The organism is Microvirga sp., from assembly GCF_014699075.1.
Classification (GTDB): domain Bacteria; phylum Pseudomonadota; class Alphaproteobacteria; order Rhizobiales; family Beijerinckiaceae; genus Microvirga.
In genome coordinates this window covers 1-19,856 of record NZ_JACXAB010000020.1, presented here as the reverse complement: position 1 = coordinate 19,856, position 19,856 = coordinate 1, and the positions used below count along the sequence as shown (strand labels likewise).

Below are 19,856 nucleotides of genomic sequence, written 5' to 3'. Positions count from 1 at the left end.
TCAGACAGAGAGCGACTCCTATGAACGTCTCCCGCTTCTTCATCGACCGCCCGGTGTTTGCCGGGGTGCTTTCGGTGCTCATCTTCGTGGTCGGACTGCTGGCCGTGCGGGTCCTGCCGATCTCGGAATATCCCGAGGTCGTGCCGCCCCAGGTGGTTGTTCGAGCGCAATACCCGGGTGCGAACCCGAAGGTCATCTCCGAGACCGTGGCCACCCCGATCGAAGAGGCCATCAACGGGGTCGAGGACATGCTCTACATGGGCAGCCAGGCGACCACCGACGGCGTGCTGACGCTCACCGTGACCTTCGCCCTTGGCACCGATCCTGACAAGGCGCAGCAACTCGTCCAGAACCGGGTGTCGCAGGCCGAGCCCCGGCTGCCCGAGGAGGTGCGGCGCCTGGGCGTCACCACGGTGAAGAGCTCGCCGGACCTAATGATGGTGGTTCACCTCCTGTCGCCCGACAACCGATACGACGTCACCTACTTGCGCAACTATGCAGCGCTCAATGTGAAGGACCGCCTCGCCCGGATCCAGGGAGTGGGTCAGGTTCAGCTGTTTGGATCCGGCGACTACTCGATGCGGGTCTGGCTCGACCCGCAGAAGATTGCCGAACACGGTCTCTCCGCAAGCGATGTGGTCAACGAGATCCGCGTCCAGAATGTTCAGGCGGCTGCGGGTGTCGTCGGCGCCTCTCCGAGCTTGCCTGGAGTCGATCATCAGCTATCGATCAATGCCCAAGGTCGTCTTCAGGATGAGGAGCAGTTCGGCGACATCATCGTCAAGACAGGGACCAATAGCGAGATCACCCGCTTGCGCGACATTGCCCGCATTGAGCTGGGCGCGGCCGACTATGCTCTGCGTGCCCTGCTGAACAATAAGCCGGCCGTGGCCATTCCCGTCCTGCAGGCACCGGGATCGAATGCCATTGAGATTGCCGACAAGGTTCGCACCGAGATGGCCGACATCAAGGCCAATATGCCGGAGGGCGTCGACTTCCAGATCGTCTACGACACGACCCAGTTCGTCCGCGCCTCCATTGACGCGGTGGTTCATACGTTGATTGAGGCGGTGCTCCTGGTGGTGCTCGTCGTGGTCCTGTTCCTGCAGACCTGGCGGGCGTCCATCATCCCTCTTGCGGCCGTTCCGGTCTCGATCGTCGGAACGTTCGGGGTCCTGCATGCCCTAGGCTTCTCCATCAACGCCCTGAGCCTGTTCGGGCTGGTGCTGGCGATCGGCATCGTGGTCGACGATGCCATCGTGGTGGTCGAGAACGTGGAGCGGAACATCGAGAAGGGGTTGAGCCCCAGACAGGCGACCTACCGTGCCATGCAGGAAGTCTCCGGACCGATCATCGCCATCGCACTGGTGCTGGTGGCAGTCTTCATTCCGCTCGCGTTCATCAGCGGCCTGACAGGTCAGTTCTACAAGCAGTTCGCCGTCACCATCGCGATCTCGACGGTGATCTCGGCGATCAACTCGCTGACCCTGTCGCCCGCCTTGGCGGCCCTTCTGCTTCGCGATCATCATGCGCCGAAGGATCGGCTCACCCGGGTGATGGACACGCTGTTCGGCTGGTTGTTTCGCCGCTTCAACACGATCTTCCATCGCGGCTCCACCGCGTATGGCAACGGCGTCCGGCGGGCCATCTCGGCCAAGGCACTGATGATGGTCCTCTACGTCGTCCTACTCGGTGCGACGGGCTTCCTGTTCAAGACCGTGCCCGGCGGTTTCGTACCCGGACAGGACAAGCAGTATCTCGTCGGCTTCGCCCAGCTGCCGGATGCTGCCACCCTTGATCGGACAGAGGAGGTCATCCGGCAGATGACCGACATCGCCCTGAAGCATCCCGGCGTGAAGAACGCTGTGGCGTTCCCGGGCCTATCGATCAACGGGTTCACCAACAGCTCGAATGCCGGCATCGTGTTCCTGACCCTCACGCCGTTCGAGGATCGCCGGGATCCAAGCCTTGCCGCCGGCGCGATTGCTGGCCAGCTGAACCAGCAGTTCGCCGCCATCCGGGAAGCTGTGATCGCAATGTTTCCGCCCCCGCCTGTGCAGGGGCTGGGCACGATCGGCGGCTTCAAGCTGCAGATCGAGGATCAGACCGGCCTCGGCTACGAGGCGCTCGACCGGGCTACAAAGGAGTTTCTGGCCAAGGCCTCATCGGCGCCCGAACTTGCAGGCTTGTTCTCGAGCTACTCGATCAACGTTCCTCAGCTTTACGCAGATGTTGATCGCGCCAAGGCCCGACAGCTTGGTGTTCCTGTCTCCGAGGTGTTCAGCACACTCCAGACCTATTTCGGGTCGGTCTACGTGAACGACTTTAACAAGTTCGGGCGGACCTACTCGGTGCGGGTGCAGGCCGATGCGCCGTTCCGGGCGCGTGCCGAGGACGTCGGCTATCTCAAGGTCCGATCGGTCTCCGGCGAGATGGTTCCGCTCAACGTCCTGCTGAACATTCAGCCGAGCGTGGGACCGGAGCGCGCGATGCGGTACAACGGCTTCCTGGCGGCCGACGTTAACGGACAGGCGGCTCCGGGACATTCGTCGGGCCAGGCGCAGGCGGCGGTCGAGCAGATCGCGGCTGAGACCCTGCCGAAAGGGTTCAGGATCGAGTGGACCGAGCTGACATACCAGGAGATCCTGGCCGGCAACTCCGGCATTCTGGTCTTTCCGATTGCCATCCTGCTCGTCTTCTTGGTGCTTGCGGCGCAGTACGAGAGCCTGACGCTTCCAGTCTCGATCATTTTGATCGTGCCCCTGGCGCTGCTGGCGGCCTTGGTTGGGGTATGGTTGACCGCGGGCGACAACAACGTGTTCACCCAGATCGGGCTTATCGTTCTGGTCGGCCTGTCTGCCAAGAACGCGATCCTGATCGTGGAGTTTGCGCGGGAACTCGAGTTCGAGGGGCGTAGTCCCGTCGAAGCGGCCATTGAGGCCAGCCGCCTGCGCCTGCGGCCGATCCTGATGACGTCGCTGGCCTTCATCATGGGTGTCGTCCCGCTGGTGCTTTCGACAGGAGCGGGCGCCGAGATGCGGGCTGCTATGGGGGTGGCCGTGTTCTCGGGCATGATCGGCGTAACGGTGTTTGGGCTGTTCCTCACGCCTGTCTTCTACGTTCTGGTCCGCAGCCTGGCCGGGAACCGGCCGCTTGGGCACCGGCGCGAAGAGGAGGAAGTCCCAGGAATGGTCCCCGCCGCACACCCGGTGAAGGAACCGGTGATCTGAGCAGACGCGAGGGGCGCAGCATCAGGCGGCGCTCCTCGGGCACTCCTGCAGAGGACGGATTGTTTCCATGGATCGCTTTTGAAAAACCTTCCAGCCCGTCATCTTGGCTGCGCTGCTGTTTGTGACTGGCGCCCCTGTCCGAAAACATCGAGGCCGAAGAAGATTGTCGGATTACGAACGACGTTGTCCTGACAGGCCCGCGTGTCTGACCCTTAAAGATGAAAGGCCGGGTACAGATTACGTTTCTGCTGGAGAACCGGAGTGCGGAAACAATCGTGTTTGCCGGAATTCCGGTCACCCAAGCCCAGCACTCCCGGATTGTCGCATCCCTCGGCAACGGCGTGACGACGGCATTGGACACCATTCCCGTCGCTCCCGGCCAAGTCCTTCCAATGGATGGGGAGGCGCTTTGGATCGAGATTGAGGGCTTAGCGAGGGCCGTGCAGCCGGGCGGCACAATCGAGGCGACTGTGCGGTTTGGAACGGCCGTCATTCCGGCCAGCCTGGCGGTGGATCGCAAAGGCGGAGCATCAAGCTAACGGAAAGGTCCAGCCTTCGATCTACGCCGTCGGCCAGCTCCGCATGGCGAAGTCGGCAACACGATGGAGCTCTTGGCGTGAGGCTCCGGAGGCTGCCTTCACGGCCATCCCGAGGCCAATCGATACGACATATCTAGCCCAATCGGCGGGATCCTCATTAGCGGGGAGATCGCCATCGGCGCGTGCCTTTTCCAGACGGTTGCGCAGGTTGTTCTCGTTGACGATTCGGCGCGCGATGAGCTCCTCGCGGATGGGTTCGCTCGCCTCGCTGCAGGCCACAGCTCCATTCACGCCAAGACAGCCAGGAGGGCTCAGGGGATCGGTCAGGACGTCGACATAGCCGCGCAGGAGCCGCTCGACTGCCTCGCGCGCCGTTGGGGCCTGAAGGGCTTCATGAGCGAAGCACAGGTGCCGGCGCTCGTAGAGGTCAAGTGTCCTGCGGAACAGGTCCTCCTTGTTGCCAAATGCGGCATAGAGGCTTGGACGTGTGATGCCCATGGCGTCTGTCAGGTCAGAGATGGAAGTGCCCTCATAACCCCGGCGCCGAAAGACTTGAAGCGCGATGTGCAACGCCTCGTCAGCATCGAATTCGCGATGACGGCCCATTGTTCTCCCATCCTGCGGCCTGGGCGGCGGAACTGCCAGAGGCTTTTCGACCGCATATCATACCAATCAGTATAGTAACAGTTTTCCGCGCCATTACAAGGCCTTAATTCGAGAACTCCCACCGCCTCTTCTGACGCATCGGCAAGATGTTATCTAGTTATAGGAAGGCGCAGCCGGATCCCTGATGGAGGGTTGCGAGCACCTCCTAGGAGGTGCTCGCAAACCTTTTGTTTCATAGTTTCAGCTACGATGGCCGCCGTCACAGCAGTGGGGATAGGAATGTTCAAGGGCAGGCATTTTGAGATTCTGTCGCAAACTCGAAGTATAAGCATTTTTAAGCGCGATCTTCGGCCCGGCGGGTGGCGCTAAGTTGTTGGTTCTGCAGCAACCGGCTAGCGCGAGCTCTCCAGTATAGCTAAGTAAAAAAGCGTGTTTGCGACAAAACCCGCGCCCTTCGCGAACTCGGCCGTCTCGAGCGCACGCTGTTCATGATCGAGTGGTGTTCCGACCCTGCTCTGCGGCGGCGTTGTCAGGCCAGCCTGAACAAGGGTGAGGCGGCCCACAAGCTCAAACGGGCCGTGTTCTTCCATGAGCGTGGTGAAATCCGTGATCGCTCGTTAGAGAGCCAAGCCTTCCGGGCGTCCGGGCTGAACCTGGTCGTGAGCGCGATTGTACACTGCAATACGGTGTATCTCGGGCACGCTGTGGAACATCTCCGCTATCAGGGGCGGATCATCCCGCCTGAGGTGCTCAAGCACGTGTCGCCTCTGAGTTGGGAGCACATCAATCTCACCGGCCTATGCCTGGGGCGAGCAGCCTGTGCTCGTAGACGGCTTCCGGCCCTTGCGGCTGCCCAAGACCCTGGCACGCGCCGCATAGCCCGTCGATGGAGGCCCATTTTGCAGAATGGATGATCAGGTTCTTTGTTCGTTCTATCTTAGCGCAAATCAGGAACATGTGTAGACGCCCCTGGTGACGCAAGAAGAATCTTCGGGTTGGTGCAACGCGCAGGTCAGATACGGACATGTGTGCGGCCTTGTCTGCGGCTTTCCACATGCCGCGGGCCCGGATGGGAGTTCGCGGATCAGGTCCCAATCAAATCTACGCGCTCGAAGCGCCTGTTCCTGAACTGGTTTGTCTGATCCCGTCTCAGTGACCGTTGCGCCATACCTCTCCTTTGCTCTTCCTGCGCCCCAACAGCCTCGCGGCCGCGAGTGCTTACGCACCCACAGCCGGAGCCCGATACACCTCACCCCTCGCCAGCAGCGCCCAGACGATCCGAGCCATCTTGTTGGCAAGTGCCACACGCACCAGCATCGGCGGCTTGCGCGCCAGCATGCGGGTGATCCACGATCCGGCGGGAGCGCCATGACGGGCGACCCGAAGCAAGATGCTGTTCGCGCCAATGATCAGCAGGCGGCGCAGCGTGCGTTCGCCCATCTTCGAGGTGGCACCCAGCTTCTGCCTGCCGCCGGTGGAGCGCTGCAACGGCGTGAGCCCGACCCAGGCAGCAAAGTCCCGCCCGCGCTTGAAGGTCTCAGCCGGCGCCAGTGCTGCAAGGGCCACTGCAATCACTGGACCGACCCCGGGAATGGTCATCAGCCGACGCGCCGTCTCATCCTCCTTGGCCCGCTGGGCGATCTCACGATCCAGACGGGTGACCTGCTCGTCCAGGCCTCGGAGCGTCTCAATCAGCATCTGGAGGATGGGTCGGGCGAGCTCTGGGACCGGCTCGGCCGCATCCTCGACAGCCCGCACGAGTTGCGGAACACGAGCTGGGCCTTTGGCCACCACAATCCCGAACTCGGCCAGGTGCCCCCTCAGGGCATTGATGATCTGAGTTCGTTGTTTCACCAGGAGATCACGGGCTCTGAACACAATCGCCGCCGCTTGAGCCTGCTCACTTTTGGGAGCCACGAAGCGCATGGTCGGGCGCTGGGCCGCCTCGCAGATCGCCTCGGCATCGGCCGCATCGTTCTTCTGCCGCTTAACAAAGGGCTTGACGTAAGCCGGTGAGATCAACCGGACAGTATGACCGAGTTTTGTGATCTCACGGGCCCAGTAGTGCGAGCTGCTACAAGCCTCCATGGCCACTGTGCAGGGTGGCTGAGACGAGAAGAACGCAAGGACCTGGTGCCGCCGCCGCTTCCTGCGGAACAGCACCGCTCCCGATGTATCGGCACCGTGAACCTGGAACACGCTCTTCGCCAGATCCACCCCAATCGTGCTAACCTGTCCCAAAGACGCCTCCCTCAAGTGGTGCTTATCAACACCTCCACTTTGGCACACCGAGGCCGTTGGGGGGCGTCTCCCCCATCAGATCTTGCGCTGACCCCTAATCGCGTCTTAGGAACTCCAATCCAGGCGGCAGATCATGTCTCTGCCGTGCCGGTCTCATGGCTTTGATGGAGGATCTAGCTCTTGGTGGCGCCTCGTCAGCGATCCAAGCGGAATTCCCATCCGGTGTTTCTAAAGGACATCCTGCTTCGACATGAAGCATCGCCTCATGAAGCCATTGGGCCTGCTGCACAGCGGAGAACTGCGACAGGTAGCGCTGATCCTTCTCATGGAACGCGATCTCCAGGTTCCCGTCGCCCTTGTCAACAACCTGGATCATGATGCGATCGAGGAGCCGCTCCTCAAGCAAATACCCGTCCATCTGCGCGGTGGCGACAGGACCGGCGACCGTGACCAACCTCTTCATGCCATAACCCCTCTGAAAGGCTCAGGCGAGTGTAGGCAGCACCTGTGATGGAGCGTTATGGGATTCTGCGAACATCGTTAAATGCCCAAGCATTTACCGGGAGCTGCGACGGGTCGCTGGTCAATGCGATGATCGGCTCAAAACTCCAAGGCTTCGGTACGCATCAATCTGGCGCCCTCCCTCATCACTGCAAAGCCAAGCTTCAGCGCTTGCGCGGGAAGGAAACTCTGTCGTGTGTACTTTGGGCGTAAGCTTCCCGCGAACAGGAACGACAACCCGCCACTGGCTCTTGATCTGGAGAACGTAGGCCGGTGAGTGCTCTTGCCTCTTCATGAAGGCCGTCCGATTTTTGATCACCGAGCCAAGGTAAGAGAAGCACGGTTGTTAGAGAGTTAAGCAAGCCGAGCCTCCTCAAGGCAAAGACTTGATATCCGAGCCGGGCTTCTTGCACGGACAGGCAGGTCCATTACGGCAGAGACTCACCCGAGGATGGCGAAACACATGACCTGAGAGGCCTTTGCCCAAACGAAGAAAACCCTCAAGCTGGGGCAATTAGGGCTCTCGGACATCGATGCGGGAACTCTCGATGGGCAAGGAGAGCCCTCGTGCGATTGATCGGTTCCTTCGGTAAGGAAAGGCTAACGCAGGGTAAATGCTCTCCGTCCGTTCCATGCTCATTCCGCATGGCAGAGGCGACCACTTTCGGGTTTGTCTCGAGCCAAGTGCGCTGTAGATGACCCCTCCTCCGCCACGGCCTCCCTGTGGCGGGTTTCCTCCCTAAACTCGGCCACCCCAAGAGGTGGCCCTTTTTCTCACTGCCAGTTCGCGGCGCCCTTGCGCTTGTGTAGGCTCATTATTGAGGTTGCGTCATGTTTTTATCAGTTGTTCTGTCAAGCCTGCGTCGCTGGCTGCGTTCTCGTGAGACGGCAAGGCAGTTGCATGCCCTCTCCGACCGTGAACTGTGCGACATCGGCCTTACCAGGCCCGACATCGCTGAGGTCGCAAGGCAGGTCCGATAGGGCTAATTGCAGCGAATGGTGAGAGCCCCTTCCAATGAAGTGGGCGAGGGACTCGGAGGGCAGTGCATCCGCGTCCGTCCTGACCTGCTTCATATTCCGCCCAGTTCGCCACCTCGAGCTTCGCCTGTCCGCTACGATGGCGGCGGCCAGCATTGTGTCGGAAGGGCATGGCGGTGACCGACGGGTTATTTCGATGACCGCTCGACTACACAAGCACTGCTAACGATCCATGCACCAATGCCCCCCAAGAATGAGTGAATGACCATTAGGAAACCCGGACATCGTGACCGATATCATCTATAATAATCGCTCGTACTGACGTCGGAGCCTGAATACGAAACTTGCGCCTGCAGGATCTCGTTTTATGGGCGGTGATGGAAACCCAGATAGCTCCACGCTTTTGGTGGGGAACGGGTAAGGCGTCAACGGGGCTGCTATGCGGAGAGGACCATGGCAATTCTCTATGGCGATGACTGGCCGAACCTCATCGACGGCACCAATGCCCATGACATGATCTATGGCTTCGGTGATGATGATGACATCTACGGCTATGGCGGTGACGACGATATCTATGCCGGCTGGGGCTATGACCTCGTTTTCGGCGGCAGCGGTGACGACTACATCAATGGCGGCACGGGCGATGATGATCTTTACGCGGGATCCGGACAGGATCGTCTCATCGGTGGCAGTGGCTACGATGTCCTGCTCGGCCAAGCTGGCAATGATGACCTGTACGGCGGATCTGGCTACGACGACCTCTTTGGCGGCTCCGGCCTAGGACTACCTGAATGGCGGAGCAAACGATGACTGGCTCGAGGGTGGATACGGGCGGGATTGGCTCGTCGGCGGCACAGGCGTGGACGTGTTCGTCTTTGACCGTGGCTCCTCCGAGATCAGGACTACAAGCTCAGATACCATTGCCGACTGGAATCCGTCGGTGGACTGGCTCGACATGAGTATTCGAGGAACGTCGACCAACTATCGTGAAGCCAGCACAACCGCGGCCTCAATCGCAGCGGCAGCGGCTCAGGCTGAAAGCACGTTCACGAGCGCGAGCGTTGCCCATGTTTTCCTGTACAATCCAACGGCTGACCGAGGCTATTTGTTGTCGGATCTAAACAATGACAATCGGTTTGAGACAGGGGTGGTTCTGCGCGGTTCAGGCAGTGCAGGCGATATGAGTTATTTGTTCATTGTCTGACCGGCAGGCCAGGCAACTCGCAGCAGGAGGAGTCGGTAAGGCCCCCTGCAGGCCCTGACCCAGATTCACTCGGTGGGTTGACCCCGCCCAGCCGATGAAGCTGGAGTGGCTCAGTACTCGCAGACCTGAACACGACGGCGGACAACTCGGCCCCAAGGGTCGATGACCCGGTGTCGGACCCAGTAGCACTCGCTGCCATAGGTCGCGCCGGCGTAGAGGTATGGGTAGCTATAGGCGTAGTAAGGATAGCTCAGCGCCCCGAGCGTTAGGCCAGCGATTAACGCGCCTCCATAAAGGGGATAGCCCCTGCCGTAGTAGCCGCCATAGTACGGGTAGCGCCAGCCGCGTCCATAGTAGCCATGATAAGCAGGCCGACCAACACTGACAACACGGCCATAGCCGCGGAAGCCGGGTCCGGCGATGGTGGGACGGAAGCCGCGAGGCCGAATGTCGACGGCGCCTCCACGGAAGCTTGGCCGGCTGGCCAGCGCAGGACCGCCAAAGCCGCGTGGACCTGCCATTCCGATCCTGGGGGAACGGCCTATAGGGGGACGGGGGACCATCGCTCCTGCGCCACTCCGGAAGCTTGGTGCATCACCTCGGAACCCAAACCCATTACGTTGGGCAACTGCATCAGCCGGGATGAGAAAGGCGCTTGCCGCAAGGATACCCAACGCCACGAGAGACCTGCTCATCGCTCTCCTCCGTGTCACGGCTATACCAGCATCTTAGCATGACACAGAGGTCAATGGAGAACTGAAAATGCGATGATCCGACGCGTTCTACGAGGTTCAGCAAGCAGGCCCGCCGGACAGCAATTGGTTGCGCCTCAAGAACTCCAACCCGAGTAGGAGATCACGGCTCTGTCAGCTGACCTCACGGCTTGAGCAAGCGTCGTGATTCTGGTTCCGCCAGCCAAGTAAAGCCCAGAGAGTTCCCAGCGTTCGTTGACTATCCTTCCCGCCGAACAGTGCAATTCAATTTAATGTTCGAACCTTGGCCGCATTCCGACCAAGGCTCACTTTACGCTTGCGCCATCCAATAGAGGCAACTGTGAGCCGGCGGCTGGGTCTTGGTTCAACATAATGACGAGACGCAGCCTAGGACCTTCACTCAAGAAAAGACGACACCTCACCTCAAATCTGCAGGATTAAGGGTTTCTACTGATGGGTCCGCTACCATGATCTGGTATCAATCCGAAGCTTAGTCGGAGTGGTTGAATGTATGCCTAGGTTTGTTGCTGATCTGGATGACGAGATGCTTCGCCACCTCGTGGAGACACTGACGGAAAGCGGACAGGCGATCTGCCTTTATGATGCCGAAGACCGACTCCGGTATGCCAACACAACTTACCACGACATGTTCCTGGGCGATTATGAGGGCCCGTTCACGTTTCCCGAGATTATTCGCCACGCACACGAGAACGGGCTTGGGGTGAGGATTGATGATGGCGACGTGGAGGCTTTCATTGCCCGGACCCTCGCCCGGCGCCGGAGTGTTCCGCGCAAGTCATTCCAGACGGACCTCGTCAATGGCCGCTGGTTCTGGATGGACCATACCATCCTGCCGAATGGCTGGTTGCTCACGGTTGGGGCTGACATCACGGCGCTCAAGCACGATGAGCGATCACTGCGGCAGGCGCACGATGCGGCTCTGCTGGCGTCCCGGACTGACGTTCTCACAGGCCTGCCGAACCGCCGCTATATCCTCGAGATCCTTGACGAGCGTCTTACCGGCGGCAAGCAGGACGGCACCAAGCTATGTGTTGCCCTGATCGATATCGACTGGTTCAAGGCGATCAATGACAGCTATGGCCACGAGGTGGGTGACGCGGTGCTGCGGCACTTTTCAGCTGTCTGCCGCGAGAGGCTGCGCCCTGATACCTATCTCGGGCGAACCGGAGGCGAGGAGTTTCTGCTTCTGATGCCGTCTGTCAATCTTGAGGCTGCTGCTCAAACTGTGGAGCACCTCAGAGCCGACTTCCCAAGCGCCAGAATCGAAGAATGTACTGTTGAACTGGCTTTCACCTTCAGCGCTGGAATCACAGAGGCCCTGCCCCAGGACTCCCGAAGCTCCATTCTGCAACGTGCGGATCGGGCCTTGTATGCCGCCAAGACAGACGGCCGCAGCTGCACGCGGGTAAGATAAACCGAGCCGCATCTTCCATGATATCGGAGCGGGCGCGGGAACGCCTTGGCCTTGACTGTTGATAAACTCACCAGGAAGCGGGATGGAGCCGTCGCTTCCAACGCTCCTGCCGCGGCAGTTGAACAGCGTCAGCCTGACGCTTGGCCAGCTTGTGCTGGTCTGCCCGCGGCGACATCACCGCCGATCGTTTGATGACCTTTGCCTCTTGTAGTGACTCCTGCCTTGCTGTTCGCTGGGATGCCAGCACTGGCTCGTCATCTTCCAAGACCTTGGGTCTTGGCTTGGGGGCATTGGCCCTCGCATGTCCAGCCGTTGCGGTGTGGATGTCGTGAAGAGGTGCTGTAGCTTCTGGGATGGCAGTGGCAACGTCAGTCTGCAAGCCGGCTGTGGCAATGGCCGGCTCCTCTGCGCATGCTTTCTCGACACCTGAAGAGGCACTGGCGTTCAAATTAAACTCAGTCTGCTTCCGAGCAACTTTCGATCCTGATTCACGCTTGGGACGATTGGGCTCAACGCCCTCAGATTTGGTTCACTCCGCCTCAAAGAGGCTCGGCAGAATGCGTGGGCCAGAAGATGGCGCAACCGCTGTTTGAGGTTCTTCCTCCTGAACGACCTTGGTGGTCTCAGCCGGCCTGAACTCAAACAGAAGCCTTGGGGAAAATGATGCCTCTGACCTTGAGCGCGGAACTTCTTGATCTCAACTGGAAGAGGTTTCGGGTTACGCTTCATCGTATATGCTAACCATGAACATGAAAGTTGATGACCCAAGAGCTTGCGTGCATGCGGTCAAGATCAAGTACTTATGATAGCACTCAACCAAACTCTTCAGGTGTTCAGCGCAGAATATATTCTGCGCTCCTGCTCCTGATCTCAATCCTGCAAGGAGGTCGAGTGCATCTATGCGGCTCGTCGGGTGAACAGCCGTTGAAACAGACGAGGCTTGGTGATTGAGGTTGTCACCCTTTTGCTCCCACCCTTCAGCTGACGGGCCGCGTTAAGGTAAGCTTGCGCCGGTGGGCTGCCAGGGCTGCCCAGGGTCACTGGGGCTCCAACGTTCGAACTGCGCAGCACTTCCCCACTCTCCGGGATGATGCCCAGCAGTGGAATGGATAGGATCTCCTGCACATCCTCCACCGTCATGATCTCACCGCGCCGGGCGCGGACGGGATCATAACGCGTGAGGAGAAGATGCTTCTCGATATGATGCCCGTGCTCGGCCCTTACCGTCTTGGCGTCCAGCATACCAATGATGCGATCGGCATCACGGATCGAAGACACCTCCGGATTGACGACCACGACAGCTACATCCGCATGCCGCATCGCCAGGGTAGCTCCGGTCTCAATCCCAGCTGGGCTATCGCAGATCACCCAGTCGAACTGCGCCCGCAACTCGCCGATGACGGCCGCAACTCCCTCCTCGGTCAGGCTATCCTTGTCGCGCCTCTGGGAAGCTGGCAGGAGAGCCAGTGTGTCGAGACGCTTGTCTCGAATGAGCGCCTGCGAGAGCTTGGCCTCGCCTTTGATGACGTTGATCAGGTCAAAGACCATCCGGCGCTCGGCCCCCATGACCAGATCCAGATTGCGCAAGCCGACATCAAAGTCGACCACCACCACCTTCTGGCCGGTTTGGGCGAGTGCGGCACCCAAGGCCGCCGTGGAGGTGGTCTTGCCGACCCCGCCCTTGCCGGAGGTCACCACCAGCACCCTGCCGTGCCTGGCCTTTGTCTTCGCCTTGGTGTGCTTCTGCTTTGATCTGGGCTTCTTCATTGCTGGCAGTTCTCCAGAGAAACCGTGAGGAGGCACGGCACCCACGCAGGCACAAGCATGATCGAGAAGCGGCATTACAGAATGGCGACCGAAAAGAATCGAAACAGCAACGGCCATCCCTCTCGGTGGCAGTCCTATTCGGCGCTCAAGGTGGTTACCGATAGGTTAACCGATGGAAGTAAGGGCACAGGACAGCCCTAGCTGGTCTTATGCATGTAAAGGTTGATGCGGGCTGGCGAGTGTAGCCTAAGTATGAATTGGTAACGAAGAGTTACCCTGACTAGGGAAGCGCAATGCGTTGGTTAAGCGACACAGAATGGAAATCCGGCAGGGTCACGATCAGCGCCGATGACGACCCCGCCGATCCAATGAATTTACCAGTAAAGCCATTTACTTGATGGCACTCGGCTCAGGGGTCAGCATGTGATGCTAATTCATGGACTGGTGCCTCGCCGAGATCAGGCGTTTCGTGGACGCGTGAACGGAGGCGCTACGGGAGCCGTGCCGAACGCCCTTTCACATCATCACTTAGATGCCGCACGACCTCGATCGTGTTGCGGATATCCGCTTCGCTGAGAGCGACGCCAACAGTCGATGAGAGCGACAGGAACTGGGTATTGAGCTCACGATACTCCGCCTCACCTTTCGGGGTCAGCCGCACAAGCTTCGAACGCCGGTGCTTCGGATTGTCTATAAACTCCACGAGCCCTTCGGCCGCAAGCTCATCGGCAAGCCGCTGCATGCGCTGACGGCTCGTCGGCCGCATTTGGGCGATCTGCGGAACGGTCAGCGGACCAAGAAGCGCAAGGCTCCGAATAAAACCGAACGCACCGCCGCCCCAATTGGTGATGAGCCCTGCCGCTTGTCCGAGAGCCCGGATCCTGAAGAAGCACTGGGTTACTTCGAGCATCAACTCTGCCACTGCTTCTGCCTTGCTGTCGTTAATGGGGCGCGCTCTTGTCCCGGTCTTATGTCGTGTCGACGCCATTGCATTCGTCCATCTGCTAGAACCAACTTTTTCAGTTGACACCATGGTTGTCAACTTGCATAATGACACCTTAGTTGTCATTATGCGGCAAATATTGCTGCTTAGCTGCAACGATCGAAGGAAGCCGCCATGGATCATGAGACGGCCGGGCAACAAGGAACTGACGCCGGAACTGCGGGCGTCATTGCGCGCCCTCTCCTCCTCTTCCTCGGTGCCCTTCTTCTCGGCTTCGTCTCGGATCACCTGCTACCCCTGCCGATCTCGGTTTCGAGCATCGGTTCGGTTCACTGGATCAGCGCCATCATCTCCGCATGCCTGATCATTATGGGTGTGGTGCTCGCAGCTGCGGGTATCCGCAACTTCTCAGAGGCAGGAACCCCTGTACCCACCAACGAGCCCACCCGTACGCTCGTAACGACTGGTGTTCACAGCTGGACCCGCAACCCGATCTACCTTGGTTTTTTTCTCATGTATGTCGGCATCGGGATAGTTGTGCGCAGTTCGTGGATTCTCATTTTTATGCTGCCGCTGGCCGTGGCGATCCGCTACGGCGTCGTTGCGCGCGAGGAGGCATATCTGGAAGCGCGCTTTGGCGACGACTACCGCGACTACAAGGCGCGCGTGCGCCGCTGGCTCTAGCGCCGGGACTGGAATGTAAGCCGGCCTGCTCGTTCGGAGGTGCATATGAGAGCAGCCCTGGTTGTCACCGGCCTCGTGTCGCTTGCGCTCGTCTCCTGCGCGAGACTGCCGATACCGCAGGAGGCTAACGATGCTGTGCTGATGCTCCGGCAGTACGGGAGTTGGGCGTGGGCCCTGGGCATTGCGCTCATCTGGGCCGATCTGGTGTTGCCGATCCCGCAAACGGCCGTGATCGCCGCGTTCGGCATCATCTATGGGGCGTGGCTTGGCGGATTGCTGGGCAGCTTCGGCCTGATCGCCGGTGGCCTTCTCGGCTATGGACTGATGGTCACCTCTGCACGCCGTTCAATGCAACACTTCGGTGGACTTCAGTCTCTGCACAAGATGGAGCGCTTGTTCGAGCGGCGGGGAGCTTGGGCCATTGTCCTCACGCGCAGCCTCCCCTTCAGCGTTCCCGAGGCAATGGTCCTTCTCGCTGGACTTGCTGGAATGCCCCTGTGGAAGTTCACGGCAGCGCTGTCCATCGGCAGCATACCTACAGCGTTTATCTTTGCGGCCATCGGCGCCGGCTGGGCCGACCAACCGATCGTAGCCCTTGGGGTGAGCTATGTGCTCCCCATCCTCTTGCTGCCCATCATCCTGTATCCCATGCAGCGGCGGGCACGGTAAGTCATGTCAACGCTGGTCATCGTTCTCCGCGCCGTATCCCTGCTCGCCTTTGTAGGGCCCATGCTGCTACGCTTCATCGAGCATCCCAGAGAGCCCGCTAAGCAAGCCCGTCACGGTGGCGCCAACCGAGTACCGGTCGCGGCAAACCTTGCAGCTTTCGCATTGTTCTTGCTTTCGCTCCTGCTTTTTCCCGGCACCACCGCGAGTTCTCTATCGCTGCTGCTTGCCTCGCTGGGATCAGTTCTGGCGGTTGCGGGTGCCGCTGTCGTTCTCAGATCACGCGTGGTTCTTGGCCCGGCATGGAGTTTCGTTCCCGATGCAGACCAGGAGACGGGTCTCGTCACGACCGGCCCCTATCGTTTCGTTCGACACCCAATTTATCTTGGCCTAGTATTCCTTGCTGCGGGCCAAGCCCTGGCGTTCAGCAGCTTGCCGGCGTTTGCCATGGTGCTGTTCGGGATTATTCCGACCTTCGTGTGGCGCGCCCGCGCAGAGGAGAAACTGCTCAGCCGCATCTTTGGCGAGCGCTACAAGGTTTATCAGCAGCGAACCAAGGTAATTATCCCGCACTTCCTCTAGACCCGGTCGTGTTGAGGTGGGCGCCCCCTGACGGCCCTGATGTGCCAAGGTGGAGGTGATAGGGCCGATGCGTCTGGCTCTGTGCTTGTTTGTCGGACGACGCTTGGGATGAACTCGGGCACTGCTTCGCGCAGCGGCCTCCCCGCCAACTAGCGATAATCGTAGGTGGCCCGAGCGCGGTTCTGCAGTCTCGCCGGCTACGTTGCCAGTCTCAAGTAAAGTTCAGGAAGCGCCAAGGCCGATCAGTGTCGTACATAGCATGCAGGTCGACCTGCTTGGCAGGAGATGGCTGCGCATTATGAAAACGATCTCGATCCCGTCTGGAATTACATAGGCAGCAACCGCCGACATGAGCCCAAACCTGGTCCAACTGTAAGGAAGACCCGCGCCGCCAGCTACAGTGCTGCTCAATCAGTGCTTAACTCTGATCGTATCCCTTTATCGCGAAGTTCCTATCGCCAGGGCCAAGGAGCGGATTGAGCTGTAGCTTAAGTCTGCTAAAAGCACCTTATGACCTACAGCCTCACCCAGCTTGCGCCTGGCGCCTATGATCTCCTCCTCAATGGAGAGATCATAGGGAGTGTGGTGAGGAACGGCTCACGGCAGCCCTACACCTGGACGGCGGAACTGCTCGTGAATCTGCCACAGAACAAGAGACCTGCGCCCTTCAAAGGGATCGAACACGATTTCCCGACCCTGGAGGAACTATGCGCCTGGCTGGGAAATCCTCAGGTCAAGGTCAACCGGCGCGAAAGTGAACCCATCTGAGCTCAGTTCTTTGCCGCACAGTCGCCCAGCAACTCATCCCTCCGTGAAATAGTGCACATGATGCGCAAAGGGCAGGCAAAGTATGCCCGGACTCGGCAGCCCTCGCTCGCTGAGCAGATCGACCCGCTTGCTGCATAACCGTCGCCGGAGGATCGCTTCTATCCTGTTGTCTCAGCCCCAGAGTTGCGACAGAACCCTCTTCGCCAGCGCTCGCCAGCTTCTCCATGCATTCACTTGTGAGCCATGCCTTCGGAGAATCTGAGTGTGGCGTTCCTGTCGCCATTTCCTATTCGATCACACGCCAACGACGCCCATCTCTCGCGAGCAGGAATCCCGCCTCCTCTGGCCCGGATGAACCAGCTGGATAGAACTCCAATCCTTTGGCTCCCGATTTCGACCACGCGTCGAGAAACGGCTGAACCACGGCCCATCCCGCCTCCACCCCGTCCGCCCGCTGGAAGTGCAGGGCATCGCCCGTCATGCAGTCATAAATGAGCGTCTCGTAGCCGGTACTCGGGGCAACGTCGAAGTGATCCTTGTACTTGAAGGTCATGTCGACACTCTCGGCCGCCAGCACAGGCCCGGGCACCTTTGCATTGAAGCGGAGTGTGATGCCCTCGTTGGGCTGAATCCGCAAAACCAGGAAGTTCTGCCCCAGCCGGTCAACAGACGTTTGCTCAAACATCGAGATCGGCGCCTGCTTGAACTTGATCGCCACCTCCGTCCGGCGGGCTGAGAGAGCCTTGCCGGTTCTCAGGTAGAACGGCACTCCCGCCCAGCGCCAGTTGTCGACCTCAAGCCGAAGGGCCGCATAGGTCTCGGTGACACTGCCGGACACGATATGCTCGGCGTCCCGGTAGGCCACCACCGGCGCATCATCGACACGGCCGGCGCGATACTGCCCCCGCACAGAGTTTGCTAGCGCTTCAGCCTCATTGGGGATCCGGATCGCCGCCAGGGCTTCGGCTTTTGCATTCCGCACGCGCTCCGCCTCAAAGCGGGCCGGCGGCTCCATGGCAATCAACGCCAGCAGCTGGAACAGGTGATTGGGCACCATGTCCCGCAGAGCGCCCGTCCGGTCGTAGAAGCGCCCTCGCCTCTCGACGTTGACGGTCTCAGCCACTGTGATCTGCACATGATCGATGTGGTTCCGGTTCCAGATCGGCTCGAACAGACCATTGGCAAACCGCAGCAGCAGGATGTTCTGGACGGTCTCTTTGCCGAGATAGTGATCGATGCGGTAGATCTGATCCTCAGTGAGGACCTCCAGCAGGGCACGGTTAAGCACCCGCGCCGAGGCCAAATCTGTCCCGAACGGCTTCTCAACGACCACCCGGCGCCACGGGGCGCCTGAGGCTCCCTCTTGGGACAAGCCAGCCCTGGCCAGCTGACGCGCGATCGGCTCGAAGGTGTCCGGTGGCATGGCCAGGTAGAACAGCCGGTTGCCCCGAGTGCCGGCCGCCGCCTCGGTCTCCTCCAGGGTCGCCCTGAGCTTGGAGAAGGTTTCCTCCTCGTCGATACTGCCGGACACGTAAGCGGCATGAGCGACAAGCCGTTGGGCCAGCTGCGGATCGACCTCGCGCGTGGCGTGGGTCCGAAGGGCGGCGAGCAGATCGTCCCGGAACTGATCCGCTGTTTGGGCCGTTCGCGCTACCCCGACGATCGCAAAGCGCTCCGGCAGCAGGCCGGTGGCGGCCAGGTTGTAGAGCGCCGGCACGAGCAAGCGGCTCGTCAGATCCCCGGAGGCGCCAAAGATCACAAAGCAGCACGGGTCAGCAGCGGGCGCAGGAGATTGCATCATACCCGGTCTCCTTCCGACCTCTTGACCTCGACATGGCCGCCGAAGCCCTTGCGCATGGCCGAGAGGATCTTCTCGGCAAACGTATGCTCCTGACGCGAGCGGAAGCGGGCATAGAGGGCGGCTGTGAGGACTTCGGCCGGGACCGCCTCGTCGATCGCGGCCTGGATGGTCCAGCGTCCCTCGCCGGAATCGTCAACATAGCCGGAGTAGGAGCTGAGGTGCTCATCTTCGGCCAAGGCGGTGGCGGTGAGATCAAGCAACCAGGAGGTGATCACGCTTCCCCTGCGCCAGACTTCGGCGATATCGGCCACGTCGAAGTCGAAGCGGTGCTCGGGCGGCAGGGCTGGCCTTGAGGCGTTGCGCAGGATATCGAAGCCTTCGGCGTAGGCCTGCATCAGGCCGTACTCGATGCCGTTGTGGATCATCTTGACGAAGTGCCCGGCCCCGTTCGGCCCGGCATGGATGTAACCCTGCTCGGCCCGGGGATCTCTGCCCTCGCGCCCCGGGGTGACCGGCAGGTCACTGCGACCAGGCGCCAAGGCGGAAAAAATCGGATCTAGGCGTTCGACAATGGGTGCCTCACCGCCGATCATGAGGCAGTACCCGCGCTCGAGCCCCCACACCCCACCACTGGTGCCGACATCGATGTAGTGCAGGCCGCGGCTGCGGAGCTGGCCTGCCCGCCGGACATCGTCTTGCCAGAAGGTGTTGCCACCATCAATGATGGTGTCGCCTACCTCCAGAAGGACGGCAAGCCGCTGGATGGTTGCTTCAGTGATGTCACCGGCAGGCAGCATGACCCAGACAACCCGTGGTGCCTCCAGCTTTGCGACAAGACCTTCCAGGCTCTCGGCTCCTGTCGCGCCCTCACCTGCTAAACCTCTGGCTGCTTCCGGATTGTGGTCGTACACAACGGCTGCATGTCCTGCTCGGATCAGGCGGCGGACTATGTTCCCTCCCATCCGGCCCAGACCAACCATTCCTAACTGCATGTCTCACTCCCTTTACGCTCAGGCGTGTAAGATTGGATAGGCGCGCCACGTGCATCGGGTTAAACTAAAGGACCTCCTGCCTATCAGAAACGACCGTTTTTCTTATTTTAGGCTATTTGGTTCGGATCCGTCGCAAACACTTTGTTTCAGAGTTTCAGTTACTGCTCGCCGGGTTCAGGGACGGAGGGCGGCGTGTTCAAGGGCAG

18 protein-coding genes and 3 pseudogenes are annotated in these 19,856 nt (G+C 60.1%); 12 read left to right on the top strand and 9 right to left on the bottom strand.

The features are described 5' to 3' along the window. Positions 1–20 precede the first annotated feature (20 nt). Both IC232_RS20670 and IC232_RS20665 read left to right on the top strand, forming a co-directional pair. Positions 21–3,230: an efflux RND transporter permease subunit gene (locus tag IC232_RS20670; protein WP_190846848.1), complete on the top strand. Its 3,210-nt coding sequence runs from the start codon at positions 21–23 to the stop codon at positions 3,228–3,230. 218 nt (positions 3,231–3,448) lie between these two features. Then, positions 3,449–3,769 carry a hypothetical protein gene (locus IC232_RS20665; RefSeq protein ID WP_190846847.1) on the top strand — a complete coding sequence of 107 codons (321 nt, stop codon included), beginning with the start codon at positions 3,449–3,451 and terminating at the stop codon, positions 3,767–3,769. A 21-nt stretch (positions 3,770–3,790) separates the two neighbouring features. Here IC232_RS20665 and IC232_RS20660 read toward each other — a convergent pair whose 3' ends face one another. Then, positions 3,791–4,375 (bottom strand): TetR/AcrR family transcriptional regulator, encoded by a 585-nt coding sequence (locus IC232_RS20660; RefSeq protein ID WP_190846846.1) that lies wholly within the window; start codon positions 4,373–4,375, stop codon positions 3,791–3,793. Positions 4,376–4,824: 449 nt separating this feature from the next. Here IC232_RS20660 and IC232_RS20655 point away from each other — a divergent pair. Beyond that, positions 4,825–5,254 (top strand): annotated as a pseudogene (locus IC232_RS20655) (Tn3 family transposase); the annotation flags it as partial. A gap of 339 nt (positions 5,255–5,593) precedes the next feature. Here the strand turns inward: IC232_RS20655 and IC232_RS20650 are convergent. Both IC232_RS20650 and IC232_RS20645 read right to left on the bottom strand, forming a co-directional pair. Beyond that, on the bottom strand, positions 5,594–6,616 hold the full coding sequence (locus tag IC232_RS20650; protein ID WP_190846845.1) for an IS110 family transposase: 1,023 nt from the start codon (positions 6,614–6,616) through the stop codon (positions 5,594–5,596). A gap of 94 nt (positions 6,617–6,710) precedes the next feature. Next, on the bottom strand, positions 6,711–7,079 hold the full coding sequence (locus IC232_RS20645; RefSeq protein WP_190846844.1) for a hypothetical protein: 369 nt from the start codon (positions 7,077–7,079) through the stop codon (positions 6,711–6,713). An 869-nt stretch (positions 7,080–7,948) separates the two neighbouring features. Between IC232_RS20645 and IC232_RS20640 the strand changes: the two genes are divergently transcribed. Beyond that, complete coding sequence (locus tag IC232_RS20640) at positions 7,949–8,098, top strand: DUF1127 domain-containing protein (RefSeq protein ID WP_190846843.1); 150 nt, start codon at positions 7,949–7,951, stop codon at positions 8,096–8,098. Between the two features lie 55 nt (positions 8,099–8,153). Here IC232_RS20640 and IC232_RS33320 read toward each other — a convergent pair. Further along, positions 8,154–8,267 (bottom strand): annotated as a pseudogene (locus IC232_RS33320) (IS5/IS1182 family transposase); the annotation flags it as partial. A gap of 281 nt (positions 8,268–8,548) precedes the next feature. On the opposite strand from IC232_RS33320, the gene IC232_RS20635 reads away from it, so the two are divergent. Continuing rightward, positions 8,549–8,905, top strand: coding sequence for a calcium-binding protein (locus IC232_RS20635; protein WP_190846842.1), 357 nt, complete (start codon positions 8,549–8,551; stop codon positions 8,903–8,905). After that, positions 8,883–9,299, top strand: coding sequence for a M10 family metallopeptidase C-terminal domain-containing protein (locus IC232_RS20630; RefSeq protein ID WP_190846898.1), 417 nt, complete (start codon positions 8,883–8,885; stop codon positions 9,297–9,299). The genes IC232_RS20635 and IC232_RS20630 overlap by 23 nt, the downstream gene beginning before the upstream one ends. A gap of 110 nt (positions 9,300–9,409) precedes the next feature. Here IC232_RS20630 and IC232_RS32945 read toward each other — a convergent pair whose 3' ends face one another. Continuing rightward, positions 9,410–9,820, bottom strand: a complete 411-nt coding sequence (locus IC232_RS32945; protein WP_190846841.1) for a hypothetical protein — start codon at positions 9,818–9,820, stop codon at positions 9,410–9,412. A gap of 736 nt (positions 9,821–10,556) precedes the next feature. Between IC232_RS32945 and IC232_RS20620 the strand changes: the two genes are divergently transcribed. Then, on the top strand, positions 10,557–11,447 hold the full coding sequence (locus tag IC232_RS20620) for a GGDEF domain-containing protein (protein ID WP_190846840.1): 891 nt from the start codon (positions 10,557–10,559) through the stop codon (positions 11,445–11,447). A gap of 897 nt (positions 11,448–12,344) precedes the next feature. Here IC232_RS20620 and minD read toward each other — a convergent pair. Both minD and IC232_RS20610 read right to left on the bottom strand, forming a co-directional pair. Next, complete coding sequence (gene minD / locus IC232_RS20615; protein WP_190846839.1) at positions 12,345–13,214, bottom strand: septum site-determining protein MinD; 870 nt, start codon at positions 13,212–13,214, stop codon at positions 12,345–12,347. Positions 13,215–13,704: 490 nt separating this feature from the next. Beyond that, entirely contained in the window at positions 13,705–14,124 is a 420-nt protein-coding gene (locus tag IC232_RS20610) for a MarR family winged helix-turn-helix transcriptional regulator (RefSeq protein ID WP_190846838.1), read from the bottom strand. A 207-nt stretch (positions 14,125–14,331) separates the two neighbouring features. On the opposite strand from IC232_RS20610, the gene IC232_RS20605 reads away from it, so the two are divergent. The 5 genes and pseudogenes from IC232_RS20605 to IC232_RS20585 all read left to right on the top strand — a co-directional run. Beyond that, on the top strand, positions 14,332–14,841 hold the full coding sequence (locus tag IC232_RS20605) for a methyltransferase family protein (protein WP_190846837.1): 510 nt from the start codon (positions 14,332–14,334) through the stop codon (positions 14,839–14,841). 45 nt (positions 14,842–14,886) lie between these two features. After that, on the top strand, positions 14,887–15,510 hold the full coding sequence (locus tag IC232_RS20600) for a TVP38/TMEM64 family protein (protein WP_190846836.1): 624 nt from the start codon (positions 14,887–14,889) through the stop codon (positions 15,508–15,510). 3 nt (positions 15,511–15,513) lie between these two features. Then, the gene (locus IC232_RS20595) at positions 15,514–16,089 is read left to right on the top strand and encodes a methyltransferase family protein (RefSeq protein WP_190846835.1); all 576 of its coding nucleotides are present in this window, start codon (positions 15,514–15,516) and stop codon (positions 16,087–16,089) included. Positions 16,090–16,599: 510 nt separating this feature from the next. Beyond that, entirely contained in the window at positions 16,600–16,857 is a 258-nt protein-coding gene (locus tag IC232_RS20590) for a hypothetical protein (protein WP_190846834.1), read from the top strand. Positions 16,858–16,902: 45 nt separating this feature from the next. Next, positions 16,903–16,995: pseudogene (locus IC232_RS20585) on the top strand (IS6 family transposase); the annotation flags it as partial. 148 nt (positions 16,996–17,143) lie between these two features. Here the strand turns inward: IC232_RS20585 and zwf are convergent. Further along, positions 17,144–18,658 (bottom strand): glucose-6-phosphate dehydrogenase, encoded by a 1,515-nt coding sequence (gene zwf, locus IC232_RS20580; RefSeq protein ID WP_190846833.1) that lies wholly within the window; start codon positions 18,656–18,658, stop codon positions 17,144–17,146. Then, positions 18,655–19,650 carry a phosphogluconate dehydrogenase (NAD(+)-dependent, decarboxylating) gene (gene gnd, locus IC232_RS20575; RefSeq protein WP_190846832.1) on the bottom strand — a complete coding sequence of 332 codons (996 nt, stop codon included), beginning with the start codon at positions 19,648–19,650 and terminating at the stop codon, positions 18,655–18,657. Before gnd ends, zwf begins: the two co-directional genes overlap by 4 nt. Between the last annotated feature and the right edge of the window lie 206 nt (positions 19,651–19,856).

What these genes read in the sequence shown, in the direction of transcription:
- gnd (WP_190846832.1), bottom strand. Translation starts at nt 19,650, where the DNA reads ATGCAGTTAGGAATGGTTGGTCTGGGCCGGATGGGAGGGAACATAGTC.
- IC232_RS20620 (WP_190846840.1), top strand. Translation starts at nt 10,557, where the DNA reads ATGCTTCGCCACCTCGTGGAGACACTGACGGAAAGCGGACAGGCGATC.
- IC232_RS20635 (WP_190846842.1), top strand. Translation starts at nt 8,549, where the DNA reads ATGGCAATTCTCTATGGCGATGACTGGCCGAACCTCATCGACGGCACC.
- IC232_RS20605 (WP_190846837.1), top strand. Translation starts at nt 14,332, where the DNA reads ATGGATCATGAGACGGCCGGGCAACAAGGAACTGACGCCGGAACTGCG.
- IC232_RS20645 (WP_190846844.1), bottom strand. Translation starts at nt 7,079, where the DNA reads ATGAAGAGGTTGGTCACGGTCGCCGGTCCTGTCGCCACCGCGCAGATG.
- IC232_RS20660 (WP_190846846.1), bottom strand. Translation starts at nt 4,375, where the DNA reads ATGGGCCGTCATCGCGAATTCGATGCTGACGAGGCGTTGCACATCGCG.
- IC232_RS20595 (WP_190846835.1), top strand. Translation starts at nt 15,514, where the DNA reads ATGTCAACGCTGGTCATCGTTCTCCGCGCCGTATCCCTGCTCGCCTTT.
- IC232_RS20640 (WP_190846843.1), top strand. Translation starts at nt 7,949, where the DNA reads ATGTTTTTATCAGTTGTTCTGTCAAGCCTGCGTCGCTGGCTGCGTTCT.
- minD (WP_190846839.1), bottom strand. Translation starts at nt 13,214, where the DNA reads ATGAAGAAGCCCAGATCAAAGCAGAAGCACACCAAGGCGAAGACAAAG.
- IC232_RS20665 (WP_190846847.1), top strand. Translation starts at nt 3,449, where the DNA reads ATGAAAGGCCGGGTACAGATTACGTTTCTGCTGGAGAACCGGAGTGCG.
- zwf (WP_190846833.1), bottom strand. Translation starts at nt 18,658, where the DNA reads ATGATGCAATCTCCTGCGCCCGCTGCTGACCCGTGCTGCTTTGTGATC.
- IC232_RS20590 (WP_190846834.1), top strand. Translation starts at nt 16,600, where the DNA reads ATGACCTACAGCCTCACCCAGCTTGCGCCTGGCGCCTATGATCTCCTC.
- IC232_RS20600 (WP_190846836.1), top strand. Translation starts at nt 14,887, where the DNA reads ATGAGAGCAGCCCTGGTTGTCACCGGCCTCGTGTCGCTTGCGCTCGTC.
- IC232_RS32945 (WP_190846841.1), bottom strand. Translation starts at nt 9,820, where the DNA reads ATGGCAGGTCCACGCGGCTTTGGCGGTCCTGCGCTGGCCAGCCGGCCA.
- IC232_RS20610 (WP_190846838.1), bottom strand. Translation starts at nt 14,124, where the DNA reads ATGCTCGAAGTAACCCAGTGCTTCTTCAGGATCCGGGCTCTCGGACAA.
- IC232_RS20670 (WP_190846848.1), top strand. Translation starts at nt 21, where the DNA reads ATGAACGTCTCCCGCTTCTTCATCGACCGCCCGGTGTTTGCCGGGGTG.